This is a genomic window from Parapedobacter defluvii, assembly GCF_014642075.1.
GTDB classification, from domain to species: domain Bacteria; phylum Bacteroidota; class Bacteroidia; order Sphingobacteriales; family Sphingobacteriaceae; genus Parapedobacter; species Parapedobacter defluvii.
In genome coordinates, this window is sequence record NZ_BMIK01000007.1 from 18,407 (window position 1) to 35,476 (window position 17,070).

Annotated in this window: 12 protein-coding genes; 4 read left to right on the forward strand and 8 right to left on the reverse strand. The window is 47.4% G+C overall.

Translation table 11 applies throughout. The annotated features are described in order from the left end of the window. Window positions 1-187: 187 nt before the first annotated feature. Window positions 188-1,432: a sugar MFS transporter gene (locus IEX60_RS11535; protein ID WP_188750745.1), complete on the reverse strand. Its 1,245-nt coding sequence runs from the start codon at window positions 1,430-1,432 to the stop codon at window positions 188-190. 1 nt (window position 1,433) lies between these two features. Further along, entirely contained in the window at window positions 1,434-2,633 is a 1,200-nt protein-coding gene (locus tag IEX60_RS11540; RefSeq protein WP_188750747.1) for a n-acyl-d-glucosamine 2-epimerase, read from the reverse strand. Window positions 2,634-2,961: 328 nt separating this feature from the next. Here IEX60_RS11540 and IEX60_RS11545 point away from each other — a divergent pair, with 328 nt between their 5' ends. Next, entirely contained in the window at window positions 2,962-4,197 is a 1,236-nt protein-coding gene (locus IEX60_RS11545) for an ROK family transcriptional regulator (RefSeq protein WP_188750748.1), read from the forward strand. Between the two features lie 14 nt (window positions 4,198-4,211). Here IEX60_RS11545 and IEX60_RS11550 read toward each other — a convergent pair whose 3' ends face one another. The 6 genes from IEX60_RS11550 to IEX60_RS11575 all read right to left on the reverse strand — a co-directional run bounded on the left by IEX60_RS11550 (window position 4,212) and on the right by IEX60_RS11575 (window position 12,239). Beyond that, entirely contained in the window at window positions 4,212-5,318 is a 1,107-nt protein-coding gene (locus IEX60_RS11550) for an amidohydrolase family protein (RefSeq protein ID WP_188750751.1), read from the reverse strand. Between the two features lie 43 nt (window positions 5,319-5,361). Then, complete coding sequence (locus tag IEX60_RS11555) at window positions 5,362-6,531, reverse strand: acyltransferase family protein (protein ID WP_229717536.1); 1,170 nt, start codon at window positions 6,529-6,531, stop codon at window positions 5,362-5,364. A 62-nt stretch (window positions 6,532-6,593) separates the two neighbouring features. Continuing rightward, complete coding sequence (locus IEX60_RS11560) at window positions 6,594-7,703, reverse strand: amidohydrolase family protein (protein ID WP_188750753.1); 1,110 nt, start codon at window positions 7,701-7,703, stop codon at window positions 6,594-6,596. Between the two features lie 96 nt (window positions 7,704-7,799). Continuing rightward, the gene (locus tag IEX60_RS11565) at window positions 7,800-9,203 is read right to left on the reverse strand and encodes a RagB/SusD family nutrient uptake outer membrane protein (protein WP_188750755.1); all 1,404 of its coding nucleotides are present in this window, start codon (window positions 9,201-9,203) and stop codon (window positions 7,800-7,802) included. 73 nt (window positions 9,204-9,276) lie between these two features. After that, the gene (locus IEX60_RS11570) at window positions 9,277-11,694 is read right to left on the reverse strand and encodes a SusC/RagA family TonB-linked outer membrane protein (protein WP_229717537.1); all 2,418 of its coding nucleotides are present in this window, start codon (window positions 11,692-11,694) and stop codon (window positions 9,277-9,279) included. Next, complete coding sequence (locus IEX60_RS11575) at window positions 11,640-12,239, reverse strand: carboxypeptidase-like regulatory domain-containing protein (RefSeq protein ID WP_188750757.1); 600 nt, start codon at window positions 12,237-12,239, stop codon at window positions 11,640-11,642. Before IEX60_RS11575 ends, IEX60_RS11570 begins: the two co-directional genes overlap by 55 nt. 652 nt (window positions 12,240-12,891) lie before the next feature. Here IEX60_RS11575 and IEX60_RS11580 point away from each other — a divergent pair. From IEX60_RS11580 to IEX60_RS11590, 3 genes are all read left to right on the forward strand, one after another. Beyond that, window positions 12,892-13,545, forward strand: coding sequence for a DUF6266 family protein (locus tag IEX60_RS11580; RefSeq protein WP_188750759.1), 654 nt, complete (start codon window positions 12,892-12,894; stop codon window positions 13,543-13,545). A 244-nt stretch (window positions 13,546-13,789) separates the two neighbouring features. After that, window positions 13,790-15,997: a hypothetical protein gene (locus IEX60_RS11585; protein ID WP_229717538.1), complete on the forward strand. Its 2,208-nt coding sequence runs from the start codon at window positions 13,790-13,792 to the stop codon at window positions 15,995-15,997. A gap of 334 nt (window positions 15,998-16,331) precedes the next feature. Next, window positions 16,332-17,006, forward strand: a complete 675-nt coding sequence (locus IEX60_RS11590) for an ABC transporter ATP-binding protein (protein ID WP_079717864.1) — start codon at window positions 16,332-16,334, stop codon at window positions 17,004-17,006. Window positions 17,007-17,070: the final 64 nt, after the last annotated feature.

Here is a 17,070-nt window from a genome sequence, read left to right on the forward strand (position 1 = left end):
TAACAAAACATTAAGTATGTAAATACCTTTCATAAAATTTGATTGTTTAAGGTCAAAAAACCGTTCACTTCATTGGTGAATGAACTTTATTGTCCACCTGATTAGCTGAAATTGAATGTCTGTTTTCTCTCATAATTATTAATGTTTAAATAATTGGTAATAAGCATATTGATAGTTATCTTAAGTTTTAAGAATCTTTTCGCCTATACCCCTGCATTGCAAAAAAGATGATATAGAGATAGCATCCCATCGGCAACAGGAATGCAGTGGTCCAATCGAAACGATCGATCAGCAATCCTTGGAGGTAGGGAATAACGGCACCCCCGGCAATTGCCGACGAAAGCATGCCAGATGCCCGCGTTGCATAACTGCCCAGGCCGGCGATAGACAGCGAAAAAATGATGGCAAACATCACGGAATTGCAAAGTCCGACGGCGATCATCGACCAAACGGCTATGCTCCCCGACGACAGGACGGAGAGTACGATAAGGAATGTGGAGACTATTGCTGCCCACCGGAGCACGACATTGGGCTGGGCCAATTTAAGCACAAACGATCCGATCAGACGGCCAACTAGCATTCCGCCCCAATACAAAGACACGTAACTATTTGCCAAGTGCTCTTCGATGTGCAATGCATCTGCAATGTAGTTGGTCAAGAACGTACCGATGGCCACTTCGGCCCCTACATACATGAAAATGCCCACCATGCCGAATTTCAGGTTGCGAAAGGCGAAGATACTTTTACGCGGTTGCGTGTCATCCGCGCGATCTGGTTGGCCGGGCCGACTGCCCACCGCCGGCAGGGCCAGCTTATACACCACCAGCGCAATCAGGAAGAGTACACCTCCGATGGCTAAGTATGGCCTGCTTACCGCATCCGAAGAAGCGGCTGAGGCCGAAATTTCCGATAAAATGAAATGCGCACCGAAGAGCGGAGCCAAGGTTGTGCCCAATGACCCCACCCCCTGTATCAATGCAAGCCGGGAAGATGCTGTCTCCGGCTTTCCCAGCAATGTGATGTAGGGATTGGCCGCTACCTGGAGCAACACGATGCCGATTGCCAAAATGAACAGAGCACATAAGAAAAGCGAGTATTGGTGCCACCAAGAAGCAGGAAAAAACAACAATGCGCCGACACCGGCCGTGGTAAATCCCGTTACCATTCCACGCTGATACCCGATCCGCTCCACGATCTTCCCGGCAGGAATCGACATCACCGCATAGGTCAGGAAAAAGTAGAACTGCACCAGCGAAGATTCGGCATAACTCAATGTAAACCCGGTTTTGAAAAATGGTACCAACGTATCATTCAGACACGTTACAAATCCCATCATGAAATACAGTACCGCAAGGGTTACCAGCGCCGGCATATAGCGCTTACTCCCTTGTTCTGCCACTAAGGCTGTATGGTCTACCGGTATGAGCGCCATTTCAGTGATCTTGAATAATCAAATTTTGCTGTTTCGTCCGGATTGCTTCCATGGTCTTCCAAAGCTGAAATAGCCCCCGGGGTACATGAAAACATCCTTTCCATTTGCCGCCCTTTAGGGTCAGCAGCTTCTCGCCCCTGCGGTCCAGGTATCCGAACCATTCGCCGAACTCCGGGTCCGGAAAATGCAACCATGTATAGTCGTGCACTTTTTTGTACCATTTTGCACACCGTTCATCGCCGGTATGCAAAAATCCCTTCGCCAGGCTGATCATCGCCTCAATATGCACCCACCACAGTTTCTGGTCCCATTCGAGCTGCTGAGGAGGTTTCCCCAGTACGTCAAGGAAATAAAAAATCCCACCATGCGTTTTATCCCATCCGTATTCGATGAGTTCGACCGTCACATCCGTCGCCTTCTTCATCAATTCCACATCGCTGGAACGTATTGCCAAATCCATGATGAACCACATCGCCTCCAAGCCATGTCCGGGGTTGACAAGCCGCCCATCAAACGAATCCGAGAACTGACCATCGTTGGCAATATTCTCCAGAATGACTCCTTTCTCAGCCCAGTAAAATTTTTCCATCACGGTTTGAACACCCGCTTGTACCGTATCTTCAACCAGCACAGGGTCCAGCAAATGCTCGATCTCCAACACCAGGTTACATAAGATCATCGGGAGGGCAAAGTTCTGAAGCGGCCGGGTAGCCGGATCCTGTTTGTTGTATTTCCCTTTAGGATCGGTACGACGTGCCAATATATTATAAAATGTATTTTTGGCAATTTCCAAATATTCTTCGTCTCCCTTTGCTTTGTAAAGCTGTCCGAACGCCATCGTTGCGAAGCAATCCGAAAAGATATTATAGGCCCCTGTCAATGGCTTGCCTGCCTGATCCAAGGAAAAATACCAACTGCCTTTCTCGTCCCTCCCATGGGCTTTTAAAAACGCAGCACCCTTCAGTGCAAAATCAAGCCATTCCTGCTTGCGTTCCACTTCGTTGTAAAGCATCGAAAAACACCACACCTGCCGAGCCTGCAACCAAATAAATTTATCCGTATCGAACACCTTTCCCTGCCGATCCAGGCAGGTAAAGTATCCACCATATTCAGTGTCTGCCGAATTTTTCAACCAGAATGGAACCACATTATCTAAGAGCTGGCTTTTATATAACCTCGCTAGCGCGTCTGCATCAATCATATCGTATTTTATTCATTTTTGGCGTTACCGAACTCTCAACCAAATTATCGGAGGACTTCTCTGATCCTGATCTGAAATTGGCAACGGATTTATAATGCTAAATAATAATATTTTTTTCATTTAAACAAATTGTTTTTAAATTTTTTTATAAAACAATTTATATTAATAATTTATTTAAAATACATGTTCCGTATTATCGCTAAAAACCAACTCAGTTTCCTTATGAAGCTGGATAGCGCCTACTAAACGCCCAGTTTCATCTGGATATATTTTTAATTTTTTTTAAAAACACTTATCTTTGTAAACCTTATCGGTTAACCCCTATTAAATGGCTACAAATACCAATTTTTTCGAGGAATTGCATAGCACGGAACTCACTGGCGTTGCCTATAAAAATGTTTGGCTTAAAAAGCAAATGTTGACTCATTTCGCAAATGAGGGCAATGCTACCGTGGCTGACCTAAGTAGAACACTCAACACCAGCATCCCTAAAACCAGCGAACTGGTAAATGAACTCCTAGCAGATGGTTTGGTAAAAGATTACGGTAAGACCGACTCGGGTGTAGGCCGCAAACCCAATCTTTATGGCCTGGAACCCGCCTCTGCCTTTTTTGTGGGCGTCGAAGTGAAGAACCTCCATGTCAATATCGGCCTAATGGATTTCAGGCGAAGCCTGGTGAAGACTTCCAGGGGAATCCCTTATTTATTGAACAATACCGAGGAGTCACTGCATACATTATGCACCATTGTCTGCGACTTTATCAATACCAGCAGTGTACAGCTTGAAAAAATCCTCGGTATCGGCATCAACCTTACCGGCCGTATCAACTACCGGACCGGCTACAGCTATAGTTTTTTCAATTTCCACGAAGACCCGCTCAGCAAGATCATCGAATCGGTTGTCGGTATCCATACGTATCTGGAAAACGATTCCCGGGCAATGGCTTATGGCGAATTTTGCAGCGGCGGCGTCAAAGACGAAAAGAACGTTTTGTTTGTTAACCTCGATCACGGCATCGGCATGGGAATCATGGTAGGCGGACAGCTTTATTACGGCAAATCAGGTTTTGCGGGAGAGGTCGGCCATATTCCGATGTTCAATAACGAGATCCTATGCCACTGCGGCAAAAAAGGTTGCCTCGAAACGGAAGCTTCCGGGGCGGCCATTACCCGTATTTTCAAGGAAAGACTCGCCGAAGGGGCAAGCAGTATCGTCACCAATAAGCGCACTAACCCTGAAGATATCGTGCTCGAAGACATCATCGAAGCGGCCAATAACGACGATACCCTTGCCATTGAAATCATTACGGAAGCAGGTGAGAAAATCGGCAAAGGCATGGCCACATTGGTCAACCTCTTCAACCCCGAACTGATCATTCTCGGCGGCAGCCTGTCTGCAACGGGCGACTATATCAGGCTCCCGATAAAAAATGCACTCAATAAGTATTCACTCAGCCTGGTCAATAACGATACCCAACTGAGCATCTCCCAATTGGGCGATAAAGCCGGCATCATCGGGGCTTGCCTGCTCGTAAGGGATCGGCTGCTGGCCATCACTTCTTAAGAGAGGCAACCATTTTAAATACCGGGAAACCACTTCTCGGCATTTATCCGGTAAATTTTATCGATTACCTGCCTCGGCAATTTCAGCCCGTTAAACTTTCCGTTGACACTGGACACTTCCATGGGATCATCAGACGTAAAAAACTGCCAGTCGCGCAACCAAACCTGATGGAGGTTCTGAGCCGTCGACGTGGGATCTGCTTCCGGCATCAATGCCTGATCTGTACTGTAAATCAGCCGATCTTGATACTTAATCATAAAATTCCGTACTTTCTCACGGTTTGCAATCGACTGGTGTTGCAGGTGTGAAATCCTCGCAGCCATATCTACTGCCATATTCGGATAGGTATCCAGGCACTTTGCCAGCTCGTCAACATCCCACTCCAAACTTCCCAAATGAGCACCGACAAAGCGCAGGTTGGGATGCTTCTCCAGCAAATGATTCCGGGCATTGATCTGATCCTGGTAGAGTGGATAGTCTTTATGCACAAACATGTGGTATTCCGGATGTGCCGTAAAATAGCGTTTGTCGCCATTGATTGTCATTTTTTCTACAGGCAACCAGGCATTCAATGGCTCTCCCAGGTGTCCAAGCAAGGTGATCTGATGTTTTTCAATCCATTCGATGATCGGTTCGAAACTCGGATCGTCGACCATCACGAAATTGCCTTTTTTGTCTTGCAGAGACATACCAATATTTTTCCAGATTTTTACGGCAATTGCACCCTTTTCAAACGAGTCCTCCAGATACGCCAAGTTCTTCTTTAACCAACCCCGTTTGCCCCAGCCCGTCACATCAAAGGCCGTTGCATACGCCACTTGTTCGGGAAATGCTTGCTTTAACTCCAAAGCTACCTCTTGCTGCACCTCCAACGCGGGATAGTAGGGGGTATTAACATTCACCGTCAGCAAATGGAAGCCGTCTTGTTCTGCTTGCCTCACAAAAGCTGTGTCATATTTATTGATGTGGACATGCGTATCGTATTTCTTGACTGAGGCAAAGTCCGCTATACCGTAATATTGATCGTCCGACTCAGTCTCCTGTGCGCTGACCCCGATGGCGAACACCCAAAAGCACGCTACCAGCAGGCCCTGTGCGATTCCATAACCAAGTTGCTTCATTTTGTATAAATTTAAGTTCTCAATTGCATCAGTGATTTCCCTCTTATATCTTAATGAAAATTTTCTGTTTGTACATCCAATGCAGCACCAGCCATTCCAGCAAGAGCACGAGAGATCCTGAGACCAATGTCGCATAAGCCGAGCCGAACAGCTGATCGAAACCCTGTCCTAAATGAATATGAAGCGACCGGTCAAAAAACGTCCGAATGCCGCCGTCGGCAATGACATACGCTGCGATCGAATTGACACCGATCACTTTCAGGAAAAAGGACCATCTATCTTTCTTGGCCACATCAATGATCCAGTAGAACGCCGTCAGGAACAGGAAACAGACTCCACCACTGAAGAGTGTCCAAGCAGGCGTCCATATCCGCTTAACGATTGGGTTTATACCGGTGAAATGGAAGAATAAGGCTACCAGCATCAGCCCCACACCCCATTGCAGAAATAGCCGTATCCGCTTCAATGGCTCCAGATCGGCACGCAATATATTGCCGGCAACGAGCCCCAATATCATGGTGCCCAACGTCGGAATAAAACTGAGTGTAGCATACCCGCCTCCATTGTACAAAAAGACTTTCTCCCTGGGAAACAGGTTAAGGAACCAGGTATCAAATGCCCAGGCTGCATTGGTGTTTTTATTCCAGTGAGCAGCAAACCCGTCCATGTTGTAGGGCCAATTTGGGGGAACACCTACGGCCCGATAGTCAAAATCCGGCCCTGGAAGCGGGTATACCGCAAACAGCAGCCAGTAACCGATCAAAATGGCACCCAGCGTAATCAGCTGTGTCCGGGGTTTGCAAAACGCCAGCATCACTAAAAAGGTATACCCCAATCCAATCTGGGTGAGGGTGTCCTCAAACGTGAAATAGGTTTGGTTGGCGTGCATGGAACGCAGAAATATCCCCAACAGGATCAAAATGATTGACCGCTTGATGGTGTGTTTCAATAACGACCCAAACGTAGCTCCCCTGCTTTTGCGGCTGGCAATGGAATAAGGTAACACCACACCAACCAAAAAACTGAATGAGGGCTGGATCGTATCGTGCAGGCTGAGCCATTGCCATTCTACGTGACTTTGGTTAAATGCCAACAGATGCCAAAATGCACTATCGGGCAAAGCCCTTGATACCGCCGAGAGATTCAACACTTCGCCCATCATCAGCAACATGACAAAACCTCGGTAAACGTCTACAGATGCAACTCGCTGCATAGCCTTTTTTTTAATTTTTTAACTAATATGATTACTCCAAAAATAAGCTTATTGGGTGACTTTTAGCTGTCAGCTTTACCGGTGAGCCACCGCTCTGCATTTTTCAAATAGATCTTATCCACGACGCCCTTCGGCAAATGAAGCCCCCTCAATTCGCCATGCCCTCTTAACGTGATGGGCTCTTCCGTCACATAAAATTTCCAGTCGCGTAACCAACCCTCGTGTATACCCTGTTTAAAGGCCGCGGTATCCTGTTGATCACTGATGCCGCGATCTGTCCCATACACCAACCGATCCTGATAATTGATAAAAAATTCACGGGTTTTTTCCCAATCTGTCTTGGCGTGCAGCTGCAGATAGGGCATCCGCGAGAGGTCTACAAGCATATTCGGATAGCTATCCAGTCGTTTGGCCAGCTCATCCAAGCTCCATTCCAAACTTCCGAGGTGTGCACCGATAAATGCCAAATCCGGATGTTTCGCCAACATACGATCCCTCGCATCAATCTGATCCTGGTAACTCGGATATTCCGGATGCAGATACATATGGTATTCGGGGTGCTCACTGTAGTACCCCCTACTGAAAGTCATGCTGTCCAAGGGTAGCCAGCAGTCTCTTGGTTCACCATTGTGGCCAATTACCGCAATGTGATTTTTTGCCAAATGGTCAAACACAGGATCCAGCCGTTCGTCATCCAACATGACAAACGCTCCATTTTTATCACGGAGGTCCATGCCGATGTTTTTCCAGACTTTGACCGCCCTTACCCCTTTGGCAAACTGCTTGTCCAAATAAGACAACGTATTCGGTAACCATTCGGGGGTATCCCAATCGGCGACCGAAAAGGTCGTAGCCACATCCATGAGCGCCGGAAAGTTCTTCAAGTGACGATCCACTATTTCCTGCTGTTCGTACATCGTCAGGCCAAATGGACGATCGTCAACAATCGTCAGAAACTTGAAATTGTCTGCTTTTGCCTGTTCCATAAACGTGGTTTCAACGGTATTGACGTGAATGTGTACATCAAATTTTTCCACCGAAGTAAAATCATCCATCGTGTAAAACTGCGCAGTGGTATCCACATTCCCTGCGGTTGATTTAGTTTGCTGGTTACACGTGCACAGGCAAAAACCAACGATACACAGTCCGAAAAAAAAGAAAGCTGTTTTCATCTGTTTATTTTTTTGCTTTTTTATTGTCAGTACTTTGTCCCGCTTCACTGGATGAACCCGACGTGATTAAAATAATCAGGTCGGGTTCATCTAATTTTAGGGGTTTTGTTCCAGATTCGGGTTAATTTGCACTTCCCTGTCCGGGAGGAAAAATACCACCCGGGCATCGGTAGGATTAATTGTCTGATTATACCGATCCAAACTATGGAACCCGGGATAAGCACGGACCAGGGGACGATTATTCCGGAAGAGGTCTCCCGCCCGGTGCCCTTCAAATGCCAACTCCAGCCGCAATTCTTCCAACACCACGTCCAATACGCTTTCGTGGCCCTTCAGATCACCAAGTTGGTACAGTGCCGAGCCCGATAGTCCGGCGCGTTGTCGAATGACATTCACGTCGTCCAGTGCCAGTTGATCATTACCCAGTTTCGCATTTGCCTCTGCCCGGATCAGGTACATCTCAGCCAATCGCAGGTATACCGGAGAACTCAGGTTTGCAATATTTTCCTGCCAGTTGTATTTGTTGATATAAAATTTCGGGACGTTTCCCCGCTTAAGCGTATCTCCATTCGCGTCCAGTTGCAGTTCGATAAAGCTGTGTCTCGCATCTTCCGGATATTTATTTAGCAAATTGATGTAATCCATGGAAGCATAGATTTCCCCCCAACCGGTAGATTGGGTAACCGGATCGTTGTAGTACATCGACCCGATAGCCCCTTTTAACCGGTTATCGGCAATGGTGTGCCGGATCGCAAAGATCGTCTCCGGATTACTCTCGGGTACCGGCCTGAAATAGGTTTTGTATGCCGCCGTCTCAACCAGTTGATAACGGCCCGAATTAATCACTAAATCGGCGTATTCTATTGCTTTATCAAGCTGTCCGGCATAGAGATAGATACGCGAAAGCAGTGCATAAGCGACTTCCTTCGATGCATACCGGGAATCCTTGGATATTCGCATCTGCTCCGCCGCCTTCAGCAGATCGGCAATGATAAAGTCATATACTTCGCTTACACGGCTCCTGGTCGGCAGCGGATCACCGTCCGTGCGATCCGCAATCACAACGCCGGGATGCTCACTTGCGCCCTGCGAATAAGGCCGGCCAAAAAAACGGACAAGATCAAAGTGAGCCATTGATCGGAGATACCGGTTTTCGCCCTGTAGCTGATCAAGCACCTCCGATTCACCCTCGTTAATATGTTCAATGATTTGGTTGGCTGAGAAAATAACCTTATAGGCTTGGCGCCAGAAGGAGGTGGTTATATTATTACCGGGGAAATCCGTATAATTATACACATTGTAGAGGGGGTCGGTGGTAGTTCCGCTCAATGCGACGTTATCTCCCGGATATTCGGAGAGAATATGCTGAAAACGTGTATAGTCGGCGTGAACCAAGCCGGCATATGCACCATAGGTAGCCGTCTGCAAATCTTCCGGTGTACCCAGCGCTTGCTTATCTGTTTTGCTATCGAAGGGCTGTAGATTCTTATCGCATGCCATGAGTGTTATAACACTCAGAAAAAAAGCAAATCCTATTTTTTTTCCGATTGTAAATTTCATTTTTTCCATCGCGCTATAGTCCAATGTTAATACCGAATAATACCTTTTTGCTGATCGGATACCGATTGGAGGACTCACCTCCATCAACGTCCAAGTTTACCTCCGGATCCATTCCAGAAAAATCCGTGAAAGTCAACAGGTTGTCTCCGCTCACAAAAACACGTGCATTTGCTACTTTTATCCGCTTCAAGAAATCAGCGGGGAGGTCATAGGAAAGGCGAACGTTCCGCAAACGGAGATAGCTGCCGTCTTCCAGGTACCTCGAACTGACCCTGTTTGAATTCTTATTTCCCCCGAATACCGATTTCGGGTGTGTAGCAATATCTCCTTCTTTTTCCCATCGACTCCATCCGTCTGCCAGCACCATTGTATTGACCGTTTCATATGCGCCATCGGAATCATAGCTCTGCCGCGATCCGTTATACACGCTGTTGCCGCTCACAAAATTGAAAAAGGCACTCAGTGTAACCGCTTTGTAACTAAAGGTATTGTTCATCCCTCCGGTAAATTTGGGCGAGTAGGTGCCTACAATCTGGGGTGTGGCATCGCTCAGCACATTCGTTGTGGAAATCACCTGTTGTCCATTTTCGTTGGTCGTGATTTTCTCCCACAGGGGGTCACCGTTTGCTGGATCGACACCGGCCCATTTGCGCATATAAAAACTATTCATATCCTCGCCGATGCGGATAATTTTGGGTGGGCTGAATCCGTCATCCGCTACAATATCCCGATCCTGGTCTAATCTCAGCACCCTGTTCTTGTTAAATGAAATGTTGAAGTTGGTTTCCCACTTGAATTCGCCCGTGAAGTTCTGGGTATTCAGGTTAATTTCCAGTCCGCGGTTTCTGACCGATCCGACATTGCGGATGATGGAGGTAAACCCACTGGTGTAAGGCAACTGCACGTTCAGCAATAACGCTGCGGAAGTTTTCTGATACAAGTCGACGTTGAGGGAAATCCGGTTGAAAAGGCTGACGTCCAGACCGAAATTCGTTGTTTTTGCTTTCTCCCAAGTCAGGTCGTCATTGGCCAGTTGCGACGGAATGGAAGCCGAATTACCTGCATATTGTGCCGAAAAGCTATAAAGCCCCAGTGTTTGGTAATTTTCGATTTCGGCATTTCCGGTTTCGCCGTAACTCGCTCTCAGTTTCAACAGATTGAACAGCAATTGATCGCTCATAAATGTTTCGTTGCTCAATATCCAGGATCCACCGATGGTATAGAAATTGCCGGATCGGTTATTTGCACCGAACCGGGAAGATGCTTCATTGATGTAAGAACCGACTATATAATACCGGTTATCGTAATTATAATCGACCTGTACCAGGCCCTTACTGAAAGCGTTTTCAAATGCATTGCCGTTGTCGGCTCCCTGGCTCTGTATCTGAGATGCGGCTCCCATCACATGTAATCCCGGCACAAAACCTTGTCCCAGCACACTGTTTTCTTCCATGTAATTTTTCTCCGCTTCATAAACGGCAATTGCACTGACATTGTGGACGCCAAAGCTTTTATTGTACAACAACCGGTTTGAAGTGATTAATCCGCGGCTAAAAGCGGACGATTCCGTCAACTGTCCCAAACCGATCCCTGCTTTTGCCCGTACATCGTAGTACAGTTGATCCCGGTGATTGCTGATCGACACCCGGTTATTGGTTGAAAAGGTCAGGCCTTCAACGATTGTATAATCCAATTTCACATCGCCGGTGGTGGCCATCCGTCGCCCGTTATCAAAATTAAATTGCCAACCGTGCAGAAAATTATCCCGTTCTCTGCCCAGCCATCCTTCCTCGGTTCCCATCTTAATCGATCCGTCGGGGTTAAAAGGGTTGTCCCACGGTAAATTACGGGTCGAGCCGATAATTGCCCCATAGTTGCCGGATGCCTCCGTTTCGGTATTCCGGTAGGAACCGTCCAGCCGCACGGTTAGTTTCAGTTTGTTACTGAGGCTTTGTGTCACATTTGCCCTCAAGTTATAAGTTCTGTTTCCGGAATGCCTGACCGTTCCTTCTTCATCGTAAAAGTTGCCGGAGACATATACCTGTGTGCGCTCAGATCCTCCCGATACGGAAACCAAATAATTTTGAGTCATTCCGGTTCGAAAGGCCAGATCGTGCCAGTTGGTATTGGTCTCCAACAGGCTTGCAGGCCTCTGCGTTGCGAAATCTTGAGGCGTGAAGAATGTTTTATGGTAATCGTACAATTGTTGGGAGTTCATCACCTGGAAATTGCCCATGGACGCATTGTTAAAACCGGTCGTCGCATTTACATTTACCTGGGTCTTCCCTGCTTTCCCGCTTTTGGTCGTAATGATAATCACTCCGTTTCCGGCCCGCGACCCATATAATCCGGTTGCAGCTGCGTCTTTCAAAACGGTCATCGACTCAATGTCATTCGGATTGGCTGTTCCTCCGATGATACCATCGACCACGTAAAGCGGCTCTGAGCCCGCGGTGATGGAACTGGATCCGCGGATGGTAACGAAGGGGTCGCGTTCGGATCACCCGAAGGACTCGAAACGATGACACCGGGTGCTTTTCCCTGCAACATCGAAGATACGTCGTTAGACGTTACGTCCCGAAGCTTTTCTCCCGAAACAACGGATACCGAACTGGATAATTCGGAAACCTGCTTTGCCGTATACCCCACCACCACAACTTCGCTCAATTCATTTGCATCCGCTTCGAGTGCAACATTGAGCATTCCGGTCGTGCTGATCGCAACAGTTTGGCTTAAATATCCAATGTACCTGAATTCAAGCTCGCGGGCATCTTCAGGAACCGTGATCGTGAATTGCCCATTTTCATCCGTATTTCCGCCCTGAGAGGTTCCCTTGATTAGCACAGTCACGCCCGATAGCGGCTGACCGTCTTCTTTCGCCGTGACCGTACCGGATACGGTTCGAACTTGTGCATGCACCACGCTTACAAATAAGATGGCCATTGCCTGTATAAAGATTTGCAACATTCTTTTCATAATTTCATTTATGTTATTACGGTAGGTAAAAAACGCTATTAGTTACTGCCAAAATCGGGAGAATATGTTTCGCTATCCTTTCATACACATCAGATTTAAATAATCGCCTATATAATTGAGTCCGTCCTTTATTCGAAGAGTTATAAGTTATATCTATCAAATAGTCGCGCTTTGGTTTTACTCACCAAACCATAAATCAATTCTCGCACGCCTCAAAAAAATACGACGATTCACTAATTGGTTAAGCAATTCTACAGTAAAGTCAAGCATTTAACAAACGTTATCGGAAGTCAACCGTTTGCGTAATTTGTATTTTACAAGATCAAACGATTGCGTACTTTTTTAATGTAACTCAAACCGAAAGATTTTACACCAATGGCGACCATTCTAAAGGGACAGATGTAAAAAGAACTTCCAATGTTTCATCTTAAAATGCCGGATCGGCCACTGCTGAATTGCCAAGAAAATGGGCAATAACTGTTCAATGTTTCTTCAAATAATCAGTAGATAATTAATATATAATAGGGTTTTTATAGGGACTTCATAGGGGCAAATACCTATTAATTACTTTTTATCTATGAATAATTTACCATTTGAATTTTATTTAATTAAAGGAACAAGGTATATTTGGGAATGAAACAATAATAGCGTTATGGCAATATTAACGAATGGTCCCAACGGGGGGTTCAGCGGCAAAGTGGGGAGTGTAGTAGGTTACAAATGGAAAAATAAAGACGTGATCCGCGGTCTGCCCCGCAAAAGCCACAAACCCAGGAGCGAAGCCCGGTTAGCCAACGAACAGGCGATGAAACTGATCATGAAATCACTGAAGCCGCTCAAGATCATTGTGCGACGGACTTTTCGCCAAGCGGCCGAGTCATTGAATATGAGCGCATTTAACCTAGCACTTTCCATCAATAAAAAGCTGGCAATCGTTGGTGAGTATCCCGAGCTAACGATCGACTGGAGCCAATTTACGATCAGCAAGGGTCCTTTACCCGGTTTAACACAGGTAACCACAGCCTGGGTAGGTGATGGTCTGAAGGTCACATGGAACGACAATTCCAGCGAACCCGATGCCGGCCGTGACGATCAGGTGACCTTCACTCTCTATTCGTATAAATTTGACCACTGGTTTTTTTTTCCAAACGAAGCGACCCGGAGCACGACCCAATGTACCTTATCCGTAGAGGACGATTGGGTAGGAACGGAAGTGGAGTTATTTGGCTTCTTTATGACATTCGGCGGAGAAACCGTATCCGACAGCCACCACTGCCATGTAACGGCTCTCGTTAACGAACTTTAAGAATCGCATAGACAATTTATTCGTGAGGGTTGCAGAACAGGAACGTATGTAAGGTGGAAAGGCACAGCCAAGGGATAGCGAAAACCTTGCTAAAACGATTTTAATGTTGTAGGTTTGCTATCGTAACCAATTATGTGAATGGATTCCAAAGAAAAAATGGAAATCATGTATCCAAGAGAATCCGGGTAGTAAAGGGAACGTACTGGGGTCCGATGTATATTGAATAGGTAATTACACATCCATTATGAAGAAAATAACGATTCTATCCTGTTGTCTGTTAACCCTTGCTTCATGTGCAAACCGAAAGCAGCTTGGCCATACCGGGAAAACAACAACACGGGAGAAAACCAGTTTCCAGACTTCACAGCATTGGAAGCCCGTTACTGACACCCGTGCCGACATAGCGATGGTATATGGTGTGGGAGGAAATCCATCCGACAAGCACAAGGGGAAATCCTTCGAAGAGCGTGTGCAATCCTGGCGGGAACGCGGGTACAGCACTCACTTCATGACCGGGATTGCGTGGGGAGAATACCAGGATTACTTTACCGGACAATGGGACGGCAAATGGCACCTGGACGAAGGGCAGGTGGAGCGCAGTGGCGATACCATTTGGCATGGTCACTTGGTTCCCTATATCGTGCCTACCGCCAACTACCTGAAATACCTCAAGGAGAAGCATGTAAAGCGTGTGATCGATGCAGGCATCGACGCCATCTACCTAGAAGAACCGGAATTCTGGGCCCGCGCCGGATACAGCGGAGCATTTAAACGGGAGTGGCAAGCGTATTACGGCTTCCCCTGGCGCCCCCAGCATGAATCGCCCGAAAACACCTACCTTTCCAACAAGCTGAAATATCAGCTGTATTACAATGCCCTGAAAGATGTGTTCACCTATGCCAAGGAATACGGGAAAAGCAAGGGCATGAACGTTCGCTGTTACGTTCCCACACACTCGCTGGTCAACTATTCGCAGTGGCAGATCGTCAGTCCAGAAGCCAGCCTCGCTTCCCTCGACTGCGTGGATGGCTATATCGCGCAGGTATGGACCGGCACCTCACGCGAACCGAATTATTTCAACGGGACAGCGAAAGAACGTGTCTTCGAAACCGCCTTTCTGGAATACGGTTCGATGGAATCAATGACCGCCCCTACGGGCAGAAAGATGTTTTTTCTTACCGATCCGATCGAAGATTGGCCGCGCGATTGGGTAGATTACAAAAAGAACTACGAAGCCACATTCACGGCCCAATTGCTGTACCCTAAAATTGCGGATTATGAGGTGATGCCCTGGCCGGACCGGATTTATGAAGGGCTATACCGCGTCAGTAAAGACAGCGACGTCAAAGCGCCTATCCCGCGGCATTATTCCACACAGATGCAGGTGATGATCAATACGCTGAATCATATGCCGTTGTCAGAAAACACCGTATCCGGAAGCCATGGCATCAGTGTATTGATGGCTAATTCACTGATGTTTCAACGGTTTCCAACACACGACAGTTACGAAGACCCGCAACTGGCGAATTTCTATGGGCAGGCACTGCCCTTCCTGAAACGGGGGATTCCTGTCAAGACGGTTCACCTGGAAAACGTATCGTACAAAGAAACCCTGAAAGACACCAAAGTACTGCTGATGACCTATTCCAACATGAAGCCCTTATCGGCGGAAGGTCATCAATACATCGCAAAGTGGGTAAAGGCAGGTGGTGCGCTGGTATACAGTGGCCGCGACGAAGATCCTTACCAGACCGTTACCGAATGGTGGAACACCAACGGGAACCACTACGCACGCCCGCTCGACCATCTTCTTGAAAAGATGGGTATTCCGGCGGGAGCCGCCGGCGGCGAATACACTTACGGCAAAGGCACGGTGTATATTCTCCGGAATGACCCGAAGGAGTACGTGTTGAAAGCGGGCGGTGACCAGCAGCTTATTCAGGTGGTCAAGGATCTGTATGGTCGGAAATCGACCGAAGGTCTCGTGTTCAAAAACCATCTGTACCTGGAAAGAGGACCTTATGATATCGTTGCCGTCCTAGACGAAATGGAAGATGCACAACCCTTCACCGTCGCCGGGCCCGTGATTGACCTATATGACCCCACACTTCCCGTGCTTACCGAAAAGGTAATCCAGCCGGGACGCCAGGCACTTCTGTATCAGCTCAAGCGGGTTTCCGATCCGGCCAAACCCCAGGTACTTGCCTCCGCTTCGCGGATCTATGACGAACAGGTTTCGGGAAATAGCTATGCATTTGTTTGTAAAAGTCCGCTGAATACCACGAATGTCATGCGCGTGCTATTGCCCGCGGCACCCCGTCAGTTCTCGGTAACGGACCCGACCGGAAATCCGGTCAGTGATGTTAAAACATCCTGGGACGATTCATCCCATACCTATTTCTTTCAGTTTGAAAACCACCCGGACGGAATGCATGTCAAAGTGGATTGGTAACGTGATGCTATGGCCTCCAAGCCCATGGTTTGGAAGCCATTTATTTTATCAACCCTAACCGCTCTCTCGGCAAAGATCAGCTGTTCGCAACCGAACAACAGACTGTCCGATATCGGACAGTCTGACAACCCCATAAAGAACCAATAAACTGATTCTCAATATACTAAAAAATTGGAACGATAATGAATAGTTCAGGAATAAAGATTCAAGGCGCAAGGATTAAAAGCAGGGATTATTGAAAGCCGATAGCTGAAAACCGATAGCCAAGAACAACAAGTAACGAACCACGCACAAGGCTGAATGCTGATGGCCGACTGCTGATAGCTATATAAACATGATTAAAATTACCGAACTACAAAAATTTTACCGTACCGAAGAAGTCGAAACGGTGGCGCTCAACAACCTGAGCATCCACGTAAAGGAGGGCGAATTCGTGGCTGTAATGGGGCCTTCGGGTTGCGGTAAATCCACGCTGCTCAACATCGTCGGCTTATTGGATGATCTGGACAACGGCAGTTACCTATTCAACGGCATCGAAGTTGCCAAGTTTAACGAGCGCAAGCGTTCAGACCTACGCAAGCACAACATTGGATTTGTTTTCCAAAGCTTCAACCTGATTGACGAATTGACCGTATTTGAAAATGTGGAATTGCCCCTCATTTACACGAAAGTTCCTGCAGCAGAGCGCAAGAAACGCGTGGAAGAAGTATTGGAGAAAGTACAGATCATGCATAGGCGCAACCACTTCCCGCAACAGCTTTCGGGCGGTCAGCAACAACGTGTAGCCGTAGCCCGGGCCGTGGTAAACCGACCAAAACTCATTCTTGCGGACGAACCAACGGGTAACCTCGACTCGAATAACGGTAATGAGGTGATGCAGCTGCTCACCGAACTCAATGAGGCGGGTACTACCATTGTGATGGTCACACACAGTGAGCACGATGCCCGCTATGCCGACCGCATCATCCGCATGCTGGACGGGCAGGTGCTGATGGAAACGGTGGGGTGATTGGGGTTTTGGTCCGTTGCTCCACGACTGGATCCGTGGCGCTACGCTGACGTCTCTTAGGCCG